The 14,465-nt window shown below is 69.6% G+C and carries 16 protein-coding genes and 1 pseudogene; 8 read left to right on the top strand and 9 right to left on the bottom strand.

Annotation, left to right across the window (positions count from 1 at the left end; all coding sequences use genetic code 11):
- Window positions 1-67: 67 nt before the first annotated feature.
- Window positions 68-241 carry a hypothetical protein gene (locus IEZ15_RS31415; RefSeq protein ID WP_189280389.1) on the bottom strand — a complete coding sequence of 58 codons (174 nt, stop codon included), beginning with the start codon at window positions 239-241 and terminating at the stop codon, window positions 68-70.
- Window positions 242-302: 61 nt separating this feature from the next.
- Between IEZ15_RS31415 and IEZ15_RS31410 the strand changes: the two genes are divergently transcribed.
- Window positions 303-974: an HAD family hydrolase gene (locus IEZ15_RS31410; protein ID WP_189280388.1), complete on the top strand. Its 672-nt coding sequence runs from the start codon at window positions 303-305 to the stop codon at window positions 972-974.
- Here IEZ15_RS31410 and IEZ15_RS31405 read toward each other — a convergent pair.
- The 4 genes and pseudogenes from IEZ15_RS31405 to IEZ15_RS31390 all read right to left on the bottom strand — a co-directional run.
- Window positions 946-1,623, bottom strand: a pseudogene (locus tag IEZ15_RS31405) (NsdA family TPR-like regulatory protein); the annotation flags it as partial. The gene IEZ15_RS31410 and the pseudogene IEZ15_RS31405 sit on opposite strands and share 29 nt — an antisense overlap.
- 641 nt (window positions 1,624-2,264) lie before the next feature.
- A complete protein-coding gene (locus IEZ15_RS46505) occupies window positions 2,265-2,507 on the bottom strand; it encodes a helix-turn-helix domain-containing protein (RefSeq protein ID WP_189280387.1) in 243 nt (80 codons plus the stop codon).
- Between the two features lie 530 nt (window positions 2,508-3,037).
- Window positions 3,038-3,910 (bottom strand): undecaprenyl-diphosphate phosphatase, encoded by an 873-nt coding sequence (locus IEZ15_RS31395; protein WP_114243354.1) that lies wholly within the window; start codon window positions 3,908-3,910, stop codon window positions 3,038-3,040.
- A 211-nt stretch (window positions 3,911-4,121) separates the two neighbouring features.
- Entirely contained in the window at window positions 4,122-4,835 is a 714-nt protein-coding gene (locus IEZ15_RS31390; RefSeq protein ID WP_114243353.1) for a TVP38/TMEM64 family protein, read from the bottom strand.
- A 203-nt stretch (window positions 4,836-5,038) separates the two neighbouring features.
- On the opposite strand from IEZ15_RS31390, the gene IEZ15_RS31385 reads away from it, so the two are divergent.
- The 4 genes from IEZ15_RS31385 (at window position 5,039) to IEZ15_RS31370 (ending at window position 8,232) form a co-directional block, all read left to right on the top strand.
- A complete protein-coding gene (locus IEZ15_RS31385) occupies window positions 5,039-5,182 on the top strand; it encodes a hypothetical protein (protein ID WP_189280386.1) in 144 nt (47 codons plus the stop codon).
- A 92-nt stretch (window positions 5,183-5,274) separates the two neighbouring features.
- Complete coding sequence (tuf, locus tag IEZ15_RS31380; RefSeq protein WP_114243352.1) at window positions 5,275-6,444, top strand: elongation factor Tu; 1,170 nt, start codon at window positions 5,275-5,277, stop codon at window positions 6,442-6,444.
- 74 nt (window positions 6,445-6,518) lie between these two features.
- Window positions 6,519-7,364 (top strand): patatin-like phospholipase family protein, encoded by an 846-nt coding sequence (locus tag IEZ15_RS31375; protein ID WP_189280385.1) that lies wholly within the window; start codon window positions 6,519-6,521, stop codon window positions 7,362-7,364.
- 22 nt (window positions 7,365-7,386) lie between these two features.
- Window positions 7,387-8,232 (top strand): spermidine synthase, encoded by an 846-nt coding sequence (locus IEZ15_RS31370; protein ID WP_189280384.1) that lies wholly within the window; start codon window positions 7,387-7,389, stop codon window positions 8,230-8,232.
- Here IEZ15_RS31370 and IEZ15_RS31365 read toward each other — a convergent pair.
- On the bottom strand, window positions 8,194-9,468 hold the full coding sequence (locus IEZ15_RS31365) for an MFS transporter (protein ID WP_189280409.1): 1,275 nt from the start codon (window positions 9,466-9,468) through the stop codon (window positions 8,194-8,196). The genes IEZ15_RS31370 and IEZ15_RS31365 overlap by 39 nt on opposite strands.
- 87 nt (window positions 9,469-9,555) lie before the next feature.
- On the bottom strand, window positions 9,556-10,620 hold the full coding sequence (locus IEZ15_RS31360; protein ID WP_189280383.1) for a DUF8017 domain-containing protein: 1,065 nt from the start codon (window positions 10,618-10,620) through the stop codon (window positions 9,556-9,558).
- Between the two features lie 152 nt (window positions 10,621-10,772).
- Here IEZ15_RS31360 and IEZ15_RS31355 point away from each other — a divergent pair, with 152 nt between their 5' ends.
- On the top strand, window positions 10,773-11,210 hold the full coding sequence (locus IEZ15_RS31355) for a DUF4442 domain-containing protein (RefSeq protein WP_189280408.1): 438 nt from the start codon (window positions 10,773-10,775) through the stop codon (window positions 11,208-11,210).
- Between the two features lie 156 nt (window positions 11,211-11,366).
- On the top strand, window positions 11,367-12,026 hold the full coding sequence (locus tag IEZ15_RS31350) for a DedA family protein (RefSeq protein ID WP_189280382.1): 660 nt from the start codon (window positions 11,367-11,369) through the stop codon (window positions 12,024-12,026).
- Between the two features lie 76 nt (window positions 12,027-12,102).
- Here the strand turns inward: IEZ15_RS31350 and IEZ15_RS31345 are convergent, their stop codons facing one another.
- The gene (locus IEZ15_RS31345; protein ID WP_114243346.1) at window positions 12,103-12,633 is read right to left on the bottom strand and encodes a gamma carbonic anhydrase family protein; all 531 of its coding nucleotides are present in this window, start codon (window positions 12,631-12,633) and stop codon (window positions 12,103-12,105) included.
- A gap of 182 nt (window positions 12,634-12,815) precedes the next feature.
- Between IEZ15_RS31345 and IEZ15_RS31340 the strand changes: the two genes are divergently transcribed.
- On the top strand, window positions 12,816-13,571 hold the full coding sequence (locus tag IEZ15_RS31340) for an acyltransferase (protein WP_114248872.1): 756 nt from the start codon (window positions 12,816-12,818) through the stop codon (window positions 13,569-13,571).
- A gap of 22 nt (window positions 13,572-13,593) precedes the next feature.
- Here IEZ15_RS31340 and IEZ15_RS31335 read toward each other — a convergent pair whose 3' ends face one another.
- Window positions 13,594-14,460, bottom strand: coding sequence for a DMT family transporter (locus IEZ15_RS31335; RefSeq protein WP_114243345.1), 867 nt, complete (start codon window positions 14,458-14,460; stop codon window positions 13,594-13,596).
- Between the last annotated feature and the right edge of the window lie 5 nt (window positions 14,461-14,465).

The raw sequence follows: 14,465 nt of genomic DNA, 5'->3' as shown, positions 1-14,465 counted from the left end.
CAGTAATATCGATTGCCACGGCCGGATCGTAAACGGCGCCACTGACAATCGACCGGAGCCGCGCAGGTCAGGCCGCCTCGACGACGTCGGCCCGGACCGCAGCCTCCCACTCCACCAGCAGCCGCTGATACTCCGCCTCACCCTCCGGCGACAGCGGGCCGGCCGCCCAGAGCGCGCGGATGTCCGCGTTCACCGCGGCGGGGGAGCGCACAAGGGTGGAAGGCGAAGGCGTGATCGGCATGGGAACAGGCTACGAGGCAGGACTGACAATGCGCCGCTGCCTGACCTTGTAGGATCAGCGCATGATTCGCGCCGTCGTTTTCGACGTCGGTGAGTGCCTGGTAGACGAGACCCGCGAGTACGGCACCTGGGCCGACTGGCTCGGCGTCCCGCGGCACACGTTCGCTGCAATGTTCGGAGCCGTCATCGCCCAGGGCCGGGACTACCGGGACGTGTTCCAGGAGTTCGACCCCGGCTTCGACCTCTATGCCCAGCGTCAGGCCCGCGCTGACGCCGGCCAGCCCGAGCACTTCGACGAGTCAGACCTGTACGACGATGTCCGCCCCGCACTCGCCCAACTGCGGGCCGACGGGCTATGGCTTGGCATCGCGGGCAACCAGACCGTGCGGGCCGACGGGATTCTTTGCGAACTGTTCACCGGCGACGTAGACCTCATCGGCACTAGCGACGACTGGGGCGCCAGCAAGCCGGATCCCGAATTCTTCGTCCGCGTCGCCGACGCCGTCCCGCACCAGCCGGGCGAGATCCTGTACGTCGGCGACCGCGTCGACAACGACCTCCGCCCCGCAGTATCCGCCGGGTTCCAGACCGCGCTGATCCACCGTGGACCGTGGGGCACCATCCAGTGGCAGACCACAGAGGCCAGGGACCTGCCGACATTCCGCATCGAGTCCCTGACCGAACTGCCGGAGCAGATTCAGAAGTTCAACGAGCGAGCGCGCTCACAGTCGTAGCCCACCCGTACAGCCGCTCGTCCAGGTCCCGCACGCACTGCTCATGCTGGTGTGGGGCCAGGGCGCGCCGCACCTCCCGAACCCGGTCCACGCCCATCGCGTACCAGGTGACCTCAAGCTGATCGAGCGCCCGGCATGCATAGTCGCAAGCCGCCTCGGGGTTCCCGGCCGCTGCCTCGACTGCAGCCAGGTCGCCGTAGATAACAGTGCGCTGCTTGTCCTCCGCAGCCGGCATCCCGTCAAGGACGCCCAGAAGCGTCTCGCGCGCCTGGGGTAGGTGCCCAGCCTTGAGCTGGGTGTTCCCCTTGAACGCGGCCAGCCTCACCGGGCTGAACCAGTCCAGCCACGCGGGGGAGGTGTGCTCCGCGCCTGAGGCCAGCACGTCCTCGGCACGCCTGATCAGGTGCAAGGCAGTCCTCGTGTTCCCGCACCGGGTCTCGCATTCGGCCTCAACCGCGTCCAGCCACGCCAGGAACTCCGCACTGGCCGGGCCGCGGCGGGCGTAGGTCCGGGCCGCCACCATCCGCTCCGCCGCATCGTCCCGGCGCCCGACCCAAGCGGGGATGAACGCTGTGTGGGCGAGGACCGCCGCACCGAGCAGCGCGTCGTCGGCCTCGCCCGCGGCCTGCAGTGCGCGCAGCAGCGTCTGGCTGCATCATCGAGGGTGCCGGCCATGACTGGGACGCCGTCCGCGTGCCGCGCAGCGTCGGCTTCGACGCTGTGACCATCCTCGGAGCCAGGTCCGGGGCAGCCCTGCACGATCCGCATGAAGCCGTGCTCTACTTCCTCATCGCCCCAGGATCCGCCAGCGAATGGGACGTCCCGGGTGTGCGGATCCTCGGAGAGACCGACCACCTCGTAATCCCGCCGGCCCGGCGGACCCAGGGACCTGGCCCTCAATGGCGGGTCTGTCCCAGCAGTGATGCGTGGATCACAGAGACAGCAGTGCTGAAGGCGGCCTTGGAAGATGCCACCAGTCCGGCCCCGGATGTCTGTGCCGCTCGGGAAGCCGGACAGGCGCCATGACGGCCTCAGCCGATGGCCCGGCATCCCGGCTTCTCCCCGACCCGAGGGTGCTGACGTGGGACCAGTCCGCCGGTCGCGCCTGCATCTGGTGCAAGAAGGCCCTCACCACTGGCACGGTCAGCGTCGGGTTTATCCGTGACCGGCTCGGAGCCCACAACCTCGATACCGAGGTCTGGGCAGGGCCCTGCTGCCTGGGCGAAGAGACATGAAGACCGGCCCCAGGTGTCCCTGGGCTCAGCTGCCTTCCAGCCCGAGTTGGCGGATCTACTCCTCCTCGGTGAGCTGGGCGACTGTGACGTTAAGGGCGCGCGAGATGAGCAGCAGGTCGCTGTAGCGGGGGTCTCGAACCGCGCCCTCGTACCGCTGAATGCTTCGGCGCTCCAGGCCGGCGAGTTCGGCGAGCTGATCACGGGACATGCCTGCGGCCCCACGGAGTGCGGCTATGCGATGCCCTAGAGCGGAGCGGCGGGTGAGAACCCAGGCAGGGAGGGGGGTTCGGCGTGACACTCGACAAACGCTCGGCGGCTATCGATCACGATTCAGTACCCAAACGGTCGCTACATGGAAGGCTGTGATGGCGGCGACACCTGGGAACGTAAGTTCGATTTATTTCTTGGTGTGTCCTTCCGGCATATGCGAACCGCAGGTTGAATGGTGAAGCGATGCCGGTCGCCGACCCGGCGTCGAGTCCGGGTCTGCCCCCATGTGACCATCCGCTCGCCGCGCACCCCTTTAGACGACTTCTTAGTAGTGAGCGAACGGTCAAGGCCTTCTTTCGATCACTCCTGTTCAAACTCGCTCGAACGCATGACGGTCATGCACGTGTCACTGCCATTCGTTGAACAGTCCGACCAGAGCGAGGCCGCAGTCCACCCCTCCAGGTGGCGGCCTCGCTCTGGTTCGGTCATGTGGGAGATTGGATGGGAGACGAATGGGAGATGATCACGTCGAGCGGGCTTGAATCGCCTCTAATCCGCTCTAATAATCTCCAGCTTTAGTTGTTGGCTCGGGCGCCGAAAGACGGCCCAGGTCCCCCGCTAGCCCGCCGACTCGCCCGCATGCGGGCTCAGCACGCCGGCCGCCACCAGGGCGAATAGCAGTACGCCCAGCAGCACGCGGTAGATGACGAACGGCATGAAGCTCTTGGTCGTGATGAACTTCATGAACCAGGCGATAACGGCATAGCCCACGCCGAATGCGATGAACGTCGCGAAGATCGTCGGACCCCACGACACATGCCCCTCGCCCGCGTCCTTGAGCTCGAAGACACCCGAGGCGAGCACCGCCGGGATCGCGAGCAGGAAGGAGTAACGGGCCGCCGCCTCGCGGGTGTACCCCATCAGCAGACCGCCGCTGATGGTGGCGCCGGAGCGGGAGACACCCGGGATCAGGGCCATCGCCTGGCAGAAGCCGAAGATCAGGCCATCCTTGACGCCGAGTTCCTTCAGTGTCTTGCGCTCCTTGGCGGCCCGGTGCCTGCCGCCTGCCTCGTCGCGGGCGGCGAGACGGTCGGCGATGCCGAGGACGATGCCCATGACGATCAGGGTGGTGGCGATCAGCCGCAGATCGCGGAAGGGTCCCTCGATCTGGTCCTTGAACGTCACACCGAGCACACCGATGGGGATGGAGCCGACGATGACCAGCCAGCCCATCTGGGCGTCGTGGTCGCCGCGCATCGAACGGTTGGTCAGCGAGCGGAACCAGGCCGAGACGATCCGGACGATGTCCTTGCGGAAGTAGATGAGGACCGCTGCCTCCGTGCCGATCTGGGTGATGGCGGTGAACGCCGCACCCGGGTCGTGCCAGCCGGCGAACGCTGCGGTGAGCCGCAGATGCGCGCTGGAAGAGATCGGCAGGAACTCGGTCAGTCCCTGAACGAGGCCCAGGACGAACGATTCGAACCAGCTCATGGGGCTTTGGCCATCCCGGAGGTGATCGTGCATCGGCCGACGGCAGCAGGGGCCGTCGGCAACGTGCGCATTGCGGTCAAATGAGGGCAGGGCCGTGCCGGGCCCGGAGATCTTCGGTCGGTCGCGGGCAGGGTATCGCCCTCAGATGAACAGCGATACGCGTACCCCCGCGCCCGACCACCGCCCGGTGTCTGCTCCCACGCTTACCGGATCACTCGGCGGCGAGGCGGTGGCGCTTGCGCCAGGCGACGACGGCCGCGCCGAGCCCCGTCAGCACGATGAAGCCCATCGCGGCCAGGAACGCGGGCGACGTCGGTGACGAGGCCTCGCTGCCCGCGACGACATACGCGGCGGTGTTCGGGACCGAGCCGAGCCCGGTGGCCATCAGGAACGGCGGATACCCCATGCGAGAGACGGCCGCGCAGTAGTTGGCCGCCGCGAACGGCACACCGGGGAACAGTCGCAGCGCCAGCATCGAGCGGAAACCGTGCCGGCTCAGCTGAACGTCCGCCGCCTTGAGCCAGCGCCCGCGCAGCAGCGTACGGAGCGCGTCCTGCCCGAGCACCCTGCCCAGCCCGAACGAGATGCCCGCGCCGAGCACCGTACCCGCCAGCGCGGCGACCAGGCCCGCCTGCGAACCGAACAGCGCACCGGCGGCGAGATTGAGCAGTGGCCGCGGTACGAAGGCCACTGTGCACACGCCGTACGCGACACCGAACAGCACGACCGCGGCGGCGCCTCCGCTCAGCTGGGCGGGCCAGCCGGTGGCAAGCAACCGTTGGGGTTCGAGGAACAGCATCGTTGCCGCGGCGGCCAGCAGCACCGCCACGAGCAACGAGAACCGGGACCAGGGCGAGAGCAGCGCCCTCGTGCAGCGCACGGCGAGGCCGCCTGCGGGCCGGGCGGAGGGGACGGGGTCGAGCATGCGGGGAGACTAACCGACGTCCGGGTGTGATCGCCGTAATGTGCACGGTACGAGCCAGGCGGCCGATATCGCTCCCGCGCGCTGCCGGCGTCCCGCGGACCAGGCATCTGCGACTGCTGGCGGAACCCGAACTCCCGTGTCCGGCGCGGTGTCCGCCGGAAAACCATTCGACGCGGCCGTGCCGGTCGGCCATGATCGGACCCATGTTCCGGTACGCCTTCCTCGCAGCGCAGTCCGCAGTCGCGGACGCGCCGAAGGCTGCCGTGAACCCCGTCACCGCAGCGGCACTTGTCGCAGCGGCAGCGTTCTCGGCTGCCGCAGCGCCCATCGGCGGCGCACGAAGCTGACCCTCCCCCGACAGTCCGGCGGACCCCGTAAGGGGAGGGTCGGCGAGGCCCTGGGGTCTTCTCTCTCAGCTTCGAATTCCAAGGAATGAGCCATGCCCAAGACGGCATACGTGCGCACCAAGCCGCACCTCAACATCGGCACCATGGGCCACGTCGACCACGGCAAGACCACCCTGACCGCCGCCATCACCAAGGTCCTCAGCGACCGCGGAACCGGCACGTTCGTCCCGTTCGACCGGATCGACCGGGCGCCGGAGGAGACCCGGCGCGGCATCACCATCAACATCGCGCACGTCGAGTACGAGACCGACACCCGTCACTACGCGCATGTCGACATGCCGGGGCACGCCGACTACATCAAGAACATGGTCACCGGCGCCGCCCAGCTCGACGGGGCGATCCTCGTCGTCTCCGCGCTCGACGGGATCATGCCGCAGACCGCCGAGCACGTCCTGCTGGCCCGTCAGGTGGGTGTCGACCACATCGTCGTCGCCCTGAACAAGGCGGACGCGGGTGACCCGGAGCTGACCGACCTGGTCGAGCTGGAGGTCCGCGAGCTGCTCTCCGCGCACGGCTACGGCGGCGACGCCGTCCCCGTCGTACGGGTGTCGGGCCTGAAGGCCCTGGAGGGCGACCCGCGATGGACCGCGGCCGTCGAGGCGCTGCTGGACGCCGTCGACACGTATGTGCCGATGCCGGTCCGCTACACCGACGCGCCGTTCCTGCTTTCGGTGGAGAACGTCCTGACCATCACCGGCCGGGGCACCGTCGTCACCGGGGCCGTCGAACGCGGCACTGTGCGGGTCGGTGACCGGGTGTCGGTGCTGGGCCCGGACATCGAGACGGTCGTCATCGGTCTGGAGACCTTCGGGAAGCCGATGGAGTCCGCGGAGGCCGGAGACAACGTGGCCCTGCTGCTGCGCGGGGTGGAGCGCGACAGGGTGCGTCGCGGCCATGTGGTCGCGGCGCCCGGCAGTGTGACGCCGAGCCGCCGTTTCACCGCGCAGGTGTATGTCCTGTCGGCGCGGGAGGGCGGCCGGACCACCCCGGTGACCACCGGATACCGGCCGCAGTTCTACATCCGCACCGCGGACGTCGTGGGCGACGTCGACCTCGGTGCGGTGGCGGTGGCGCGACCCGGGGACACGGTCGACCTGACCGTCGAGCTGGGCCGCGACGTCCCGCTGGAGACGGGACTCGGCTTCGCGATCCGCGAGGGCGGCCGCACCGTCGGCGCGGGCACCGTCACCGGACTGCTCTGAGCCGTGTCGTACCAGGGGCCCGCCTTCCGTACCCCACGGGAGGCGGGCCCGGTGCCGTAAGCAAGACTGACGGTATGGCAGACACAGCACTGGTGCTCGGTGCCGGCGGCGTCACGGGCGGCGCCTGGGAGACCGGAATTCTGTACGGGCTCGCGAAGGCGGGCGTGGATCTGGCCACCGCCGATCTGATCATCGGCAGTTCGGCGGGCGCGGTGGTCGGCGCGCAGCTGGCCTCCGGACTGCTCGGGCTTCCGGAACTGTACGAACTCCAGCTCGCCGATCCGCAGGGCATGACCGGCGGCAAGCTCGGCGCGCTGACGTTCCTGCGCTTTGCGGGGGCCGTGCTGTCCGCACGTACCCCCGAGGCATACGGGCGGAAGCTGGCCCGGATCGCGAAGGGCGCCCACCTCGGCATCACGGCGCAGGAGCGGCGTACGGCGATCGCCGGCCGTCTCCTGTCACCCGACTGGCCCGGGCGTCCCCTGCGCATCACCGCGGTCGACGCGGCCACCGGTGAGCTCCACACGTTCGGCAAGGACAGCGGAGTTCCCCTCGTGGACGCCGTCACCGCGAGCTCCGCCGTCCCGGCCGTATGGCCCGTCGCCACCTTCGGGGAACGGTCCTGGATCGACGGAGGGGTGCACTCCCCGGCCAACGCTCATCTTGCCGCAGGTTACGGGCGCGTCGTCGTCATCGCTCCGACGGCCAGTGGCAACAAGGTCATCCTCTCGCCGCGCTCGCAGGCGGCCGAGCTGGCTGCGAAGGGCGCCCGTGTGGAGGTCATCACCCCGGACGCGGCGGCGAAGAAGGCATTCGGCCGCAACTCCCTCGACCCCGGCCGGCGGGCCGCGGCGGCCCGTGCCGGGCTCGCCCAGTCGGCGGCGCACACCGAAGCCGTCGCCGCGGTCGTGAGCAGCTGATCGGGCACCCCACAATGGGGGAGTGAACGAGTCGATACCTGTCATCCGGGACGTGGACCAGGGCACCGCCAGACTCCTGCCCGACGTGGACCGGGACAGGGCCTGGCTGCTCACCGTCGACGGTGCACCCCAGTCGTACGTCGATCTCGACGCGCCGGACCACCTCGAATTCGAGTACGCGCAACGGCTCGCCCATGTCGTGGAATGCGCCGCGGCACCGGGCACACCGCTGGACGTACTTCATCTCGGCGGTGGTGCGCTCACCCTGCCCCGCTACGTCGCCGCGGCCAGGCCGGGCTCCCGCCAGGACGTCGCCGAGGCCGACCTCGGGCTCCTCGCCCTGGTCGCCGAGCATCTGCCGGTCCCCGACGGCAGCGGGATCACCGTGCACGGCACGGACGCACGCAGCAGGCTGGAACAGACCCCGCCCGGTTCGGTCGACGTCCTGATCGCGGATGTCTTCGGCGGCTCGCGAGTGCCCGCCCACCTCACCACCGTCGAGTACGCACAGGCTGCCCGCCGGGCGCTGCGCGACGGCGGAATCTACGCCGCCAACCTCGCGGACGGCGCACCCTTCCGCTTCCTGCGCTCCCAACTCGCCACCTTCGCTGCCGTCTTCGATGAACTCGCACTGATCGCCGAACCGGCGGTGCTGCGCGGCCGGCGCTTCGGCAACGTCGTCCTCGTCGCGTCCCGAAGCCCCATCGACACGGCGACGCTGACCCGCCGCTGCGCCGCCGATGCCTTCCCTGCCAGGGTCGAGCACGGGACCTCGCTGGACCGGCTCGTCAAAGCCGCCCGGCCGGTCAGGGACGGCGAGGCTGTCGCCTCACCCGAGCCGCCCGACGGAGCCTTCAGTATCGGCTGAGGCCGGTCCTTGCGCCTTGGCCGTCACCACCTCGGTGGTGACGGTGGCACGGGTCAGATTGCGTACCTCGGGTACGAACAGCACAGCGCCGGTGACCAGTACGATCAAGCCTGCGCAGCCCCACAGGGCCTCACTGCGCCCGATCAGGGCCTCCACCGGACCGGCGAGCGCGGTGGCGGCCGGCATCATCGCCACCGAGCCGAACCAGTCGTACGCCGAGACGCGCGACAGCTTCTCCTCCGGGATCTCCTGATGCATGGCCGTCATCCACGAGACCCCGAACACCTCGATGGCGACCCCGCTGACGAACATCACCACGCAGAGCCCGGCCACCGGCAACGGCACCGCCAGTCCCGCCGACGGCAGGGCCAGCGGGAAGACACAGAGGGTTCCGGCCAGCAGCAGCCGCCGGGGCTTCCAGCGCATCATCAAGAGCGCCCCGCCCAGCGTGCCGACCCCGAACGCGGCGAGCGCGAAACCCCAGGGGCGGGCGCCACCGAGCTCGTCCCGGGCGACCAGCGGCCCGTACACGGACTCGGCGGCACCCACTGCGGCGACCACCACCGAGAACTGCGCCACGATGCTCCACAGCCAGGGGCGGCCGATGAACTCCTGCCAGCCGTCCCGCAGATCGGCGAGCAGGCCGCCGCCCGGTGCGCGCGACGGAATGTGGCTGACGTCCAGGAAGGCGCGCAGCGCCCCCGCCACCGCGAAGGACGCGGCATCGATGGCCAGCACCCAGCCCGGGTCCATCGCCGCGATCATGGCGCCGCCGAGCGCCGCACCGCCGATCGCCGCGCCCTGCATGGACATCCGGAAGAGGGCGAAGGCGCGGCTCGCCTGCTCACGGCTGACGCTCGACATCAGCATGCCCTCGGCCGCCGGGTTGAAGAACGCCTGCCCGGTGCCGCACAACGCGGTGAGCAGCATCATCTGCCACAGCTTCGGATCGCCGGCCAGGACCAGCCAGGCGAAGGCGGCCTGCGAGACGCAGTTGAGGGCGTTCGCCGCGACCATCACCCGGTGGCGCGGAAGCCGGTCCGCGATCGCCCCGCCGATCAGCAGGAACAGCACCAGCGGCGCGGTCCTGGCGGCGGCCACCAGACCGACGTCGCCGCCGTCACCGCCCGACTCCAGAACCGCGAACGCCGCCGCGATCAGCGCGCCATGGGTGCCCAGGCCCGTGATGATCGCGGCGGCGGTCAGCAGACGGTAATTGCGGCCGGGGCGGCTCATGAGGGGTGCGGAAGCGGCAGTCACCAACGGACTATCGCCGCTGCGACCCCGCCCTGCCAAATGCTTTCCCGGAGGCGGTGGAGACGGTCAGGATGAAGGGGCGACGTCCACCAGCCGCACGGTGCTCAGGATCTGCTGGATCGTAGTGTCCGGGAGCTCGTCCTTGACGTTGTCGGCTCCGTACAGGACCCACGACGCGAACTCGCCCTTCTTGTTCTTGAAGGTGAAGGCGATGGTCTTGCCGTCGCTGTCGCACTTCTTCCGCTTCGTGACATTGGGAGCGGTGGCCGTGACGACTTGGCCGGTCAGACCCGACTTGGTGGTGTACTGCTTGGCCGGCGTGAACTTGATGGTGCTCTCCGGCATGTGCTGCGCGTACGCGGCCCACGCCCAGGTGCCTGCCTCGCTGTGGGCGTTCTTGGCGGCGTCGGTGGCGCCCTGGGCGCCCCTGGTGCCGGCGCTGGCCAGACTCATGTCCTCCGAGCTGCCGTCCTTGTTCGAATCGTCCACGCAATACTTCTTCTGGAAGTACGACGGGGCGGAGAAACCGATGAGCGGCGAGCCGTCGCCCTTCTTGTCGTCCTCGAAGTACGAGAACGTACCGGGGGTGCCGACCTCCCAGTCGCCGGGCACGTCGAACTGTGTGCCCCACTTGGGGTTGGTGACGACCTTCCAGCCGGCGATCAGGGGCTTGGCATCCCCGTCGGTGCCGCGCGGGTTCGCCTCGGGCGACGCGGAATCGGACGGCTTGGCGGGCGCCGAGGAGTTCTTGTCGTCGGCGACGTCCTTGCCCTTGTTGTCGTCCTTGTTCATCACGACGACGCCCGTGACCACGGCAGCCACGACGACGGCGGTGGCCGCGATGATCGCGATGGCGGTGGTCTTCTTCTTGTTGTCGCCGGGCTGCGGGCCACTGGGTGGACCGGGGACCGCGTACTGGGGCACGGTCGGCTGTTGGTACGGGTTCGGCTGCGGGTAGCCGGGCTGCTGGCCCTGCTGCGGATAGCCCGGCTGCTGTCCGGGCTGTCCCTGCTGCTGATATCCCGGCTGCTGATAGGGATTCGGCTGCTGGTACCCCGGCTGCTGATACGGGTTCTGATTCTGGTCCTGCGGGTTTTGCTCGCCCCCGGGCGGCTGCTGTCCTGGCCACATGGCGAGTAACGATAGAGGGGAGGTGGCCGGTCTGCTACGCCCGCCCCCGTGAGCGGACGGTGAAGGATGCGATCAGTGGACGGGGCTTGGGTGCTCCGGGATGGCCAAAGAGATCTACTCGTGAGTAACATCTGGTCATGAGCGCTGAACAGATGACCGTCGGTGAGATGCTCGCCGCGACGGTTCCGATGGCCCGGACCCTCAATCTCGAGTTCCTGGAGACGACCGCCGAGCGTGCGGTGGTCCGTCTGCCGGACCAGGCCGACTACCACAACCACATCGGCGGACCCCATGCCGGCGCGATGTTCACGCTCGCGGAGTCGGCGAGCGGTGCGATCGTCATCGCCGCCTTCGGCGACCAGATGTCACGTGCTGTGCCGCTGGCGGTGAAGGCGGAGATCGGTTACAAGAAGCTGGCCATGGGTGCCGTCACCGCGACGGCGACTCTCGGCCGCCCGGTGGCCGATGTCGTCGCCGAACTCGACGAGGGCAAGCGGCCCGAGTTCCCCGTGGTCATCGAGATCCAGCGCGCGGACGGTGCGGTGACCGGGGAGATGACGGTCGTCTGGACGCTGCGCCCGAACGCCTGATCCGGGACGGCTCCGAGAAGGGCCGCCGCGCACCCCACGAGGGGGCGTGGCGGTTTTTCGTGCTGTTCGGGCAGTTGGCGGGACAGGTAGCATTCCCGCCGTGCGCCGAGGAGTTGGCCGGCGGGCAACGGGACATCAGTACGGGAGGAACCGGCGTTGCACATCCAGGAGTGGCTGGAGACCGTCCCCGCGGTCAGCGTTTACGTCCTGGTGGGCGTTGTCATCGGGCTGGAGAGCCTCGGAATTCCGCTGCCTGGCGAGATCGTCCTGGTCAGCGCGGCGCTGCTGGCAGCCGGGCACGACGGAATCAACCCCTGGATCCTCGGTGCCTGCGCCTCGGCCGGCGCGGTCATCGGTGACTCGGCCGGATACGCCATCGGCCGCAAGGGCGGACGGCCGCTCCTCGCCTGGCTGGGTGGGAAGTTCCCCAAACACTTCGGGGAGAGTCAGATCGGCATGGCGGAACGGTCGTTCCAGAAGTGGGGCGTGTGGGCGGTGTTCTTCGGCCGCTTCGTCGCACTGCTGCGGATCTTCGCGGGACCGCTGGCCGGCGTACTGCACATGCCGTACTGGAAGTTCCTGATGGCCAACCTGTTCGGCGGCATCGTCTGGGCCGGTGGCACCACAGCCGTCGTCTACTCGGTGGGAGTCGTCGCCGAGGCCTGGCTCAAGCGGTTCTCCTACCTCGGCCTGGTGGTCGCGGTGCTGATCGGTGTGACCTCGATGCTGGTGCTGAAGAACCGGGCCAAGAAGGCGACGGCGCGGATGCCGGCCGTCTGCGCGCCCGAAGCGGGGACCGTACCGGCCGCGGACTGACCGGGCAGCGACCGACCGGCAGGGCGGCGGTGCCGGCCCGGTCCACCGCCCGCCGCGCCCCTCGGCTCCGGTCCGTTCAGTTTTCGTGCACCTGTCGGTGGGCCTTGGCCAGCTCCACGTAACCCACCGCGTTGAACTTGATGCCTTCGAGCTCCTCCTCGGTCAGCTGCCGCTTGACCTTGGCGGGGACGCCCGCGACGAGCGACCCCGGCGGAACCTGCATCCCCTGCGGGACCAGCGCCTGTGCCGCGATCAGTGAACCGGCGCCGATGCGGGCTCCGTTGAGCACGGTGGACCCCATGCCGACCAGCACGTCGTCCTCGATGGTGCAGCCGTGGAGTACGGCGTTGTGCCCGACCGAGACGCGCTCGCCGACCGTGACGGGGAATCCGGGGTCGACGTGGACGCTGCAGTTGTCCTGGATATTGCTGTCGGCGCCGATGACGATGGGACCGCAGTCGGCACGCAGTACTGCGTGGTACCAGACGCTGGAGCCCGCGGCCATCGTGATCTCACCGATCACGACCGATGTCGGTGCGGTGAAGGCCTCCGCATCGATGTCCGGCTCCTTGCCGCCCATTCCCGTGATCAACGCCTGTTCTGCCATCGTCCGTTCCTCCGTGCCCCGGTGCCGTGCGGTCGCGGTCGTCCGATCGCAGCAGCGCGGTCGCCGCTGTTCGATCGCGTCAGAGGAACGGTATGCGACGGGCGGTGGAGCGCCGCCGAGTGGGGTGAACATCACAGGCCGCCGCGGGGATGACGCCGGGCGCCGCCGACTACCGTGTGCGAGTGCCCAAGAACAGGAACACGTTCTCTTCCCTTGCCGCCTGGCGGAGGCGCGCCCTGTCCCGGGCCGTCCACCGCGGCTGGCGCTGGGTGCAGGAGTCGGGCGCGGTCACCGCGGAACACCCCGGCCGGCTGCGATTCGGCCGGATCGGCGCAGGCACCCGGCTGGCCTTCCCGCAGGGCACGGTCTTCGGAGAGTCATGGATCGAGCTCGGTTCCCACTGTGTGATCGGTGAACAGGTCACGCTGACGGCCGGGCTCATGCCCGACCTGGACCTCGGATCCGAGCCGATCCTGACCCTGGGGGACGGAGTGGTGCTCGGCCGCGGCAGCCATGTCGTCGCCGACACCACGGTGACCATCGGCTCGGACACGTACTGCGGGCCATATGTCTACATCACGTCCACGAACCACAGTTACGACGATCCGCACGAGCCGGTCGGCAGACAGTGGCCCCGAATGGAGCCGGTCGCCATCGGTCCGGGCTGCTGGATCGGCACCGGAGCGGTGATCCTGCCCGGGGCCACGCTCGGGCGCAACGTGGTGGTCGCCGCGGGCGCGGTGGTGCGGGGTGAGGTGCCCGACCATGCGGTGGTGGCCGGTGCTCCCGCCCGTGTCGTACGCAGTTGGGATCCGGAGAAGGGCTGGCAGCCGCCGCTGCGCACCCCTGCTCCGGTGCCGATCCCGTCCGGCGTCACGCCCGAGCAGCTGCTGGCCCTTGCGGAACCGGGCGAGACACCGGGCCCGTCCGGCGACTGAGGGGCGGTGGGGCGCCGGATCCTCAGCCGGTCGCCAGCAACACCGTGCCCACCAGGGCGAGACCGGCCCCGGCCGCCTGCACCCCGCGCAGCCGTTCCTTGAGCACTCCGCGCGCGGCCAGGGCCGTGACCACCGGATAGAGGGAGGCGAGTACGGCGGCCACGGTGACCGGGCCGTGCTGTGCGGCTATCGAGTACGTGCCGTTGGCAGCGACATCCGCGAGCCCGACGAATACCAGCGCGGGCAGTGCGGCCAGTACCACGGCGGCCCCGCCCTCCTCCGGCAATGCGCGTGCCCCGCGGCGCACCGATACGTACAGCGCGCTGCCGCCCACCGCGATATTGGTGAGGCGCTGGACGAAGAGCGCCAGGAACAGCCCGGTCACCGTCGTGGACGCCTCCGCGATCAGGGACATCACCGACCCGAAGCCGAACGCGGCCACCAGGGTCAGCAGCACCGCCCGGCGCTGCACCGGAGCCCCGCGCAACTGCGGACCACCGGCCAGCACGATGCCCACCACGGCGACGCCGACTCCCGCGAACTGGAGCAGCCCCGGCCGCTCCCCGACGACGATCCCGACGCTCACCGGCACGGCGACACCCAGCGATCCGAGCGGGGAGACGACGCCCATCGGGCCGAGCGCCAGGGCCTTGTAGAAGCTCAGCATCGCAACCGGCCCGACGGCGCCCGCCGCGACGGCGAACCAGAGCTGCGGGCCCGCCTCGCTCCAGCCGCCGGTCGCGATCACGATGACGCCGAGCACCACCGCCGCGGCGGTCTGCGAGACGACGACCACGGTCAGCGCGGGCGTGCGTCGCGTGAGCAGCCCGCCGCCGAAGTCGGCCAGCCCCCAGAGCAGGCTCGTGGCCAGGGCGAACAGTGCTGTCATTGCAT

It is taken from the genome of Streptomyces atratus, assembly GCF_014648655.1.
Classification (GTDB): domain Bacteria; phylum Actinomycetota; class Actinomycetes; order Streptomycetales; family Streptomycetaceae; genus Streptomyces; species Streptomyces atratus.
Note: the sequence above shows the minus strand (reverse complement) of the source record. Positions and strands in the feature narration are given on the sequence as shown.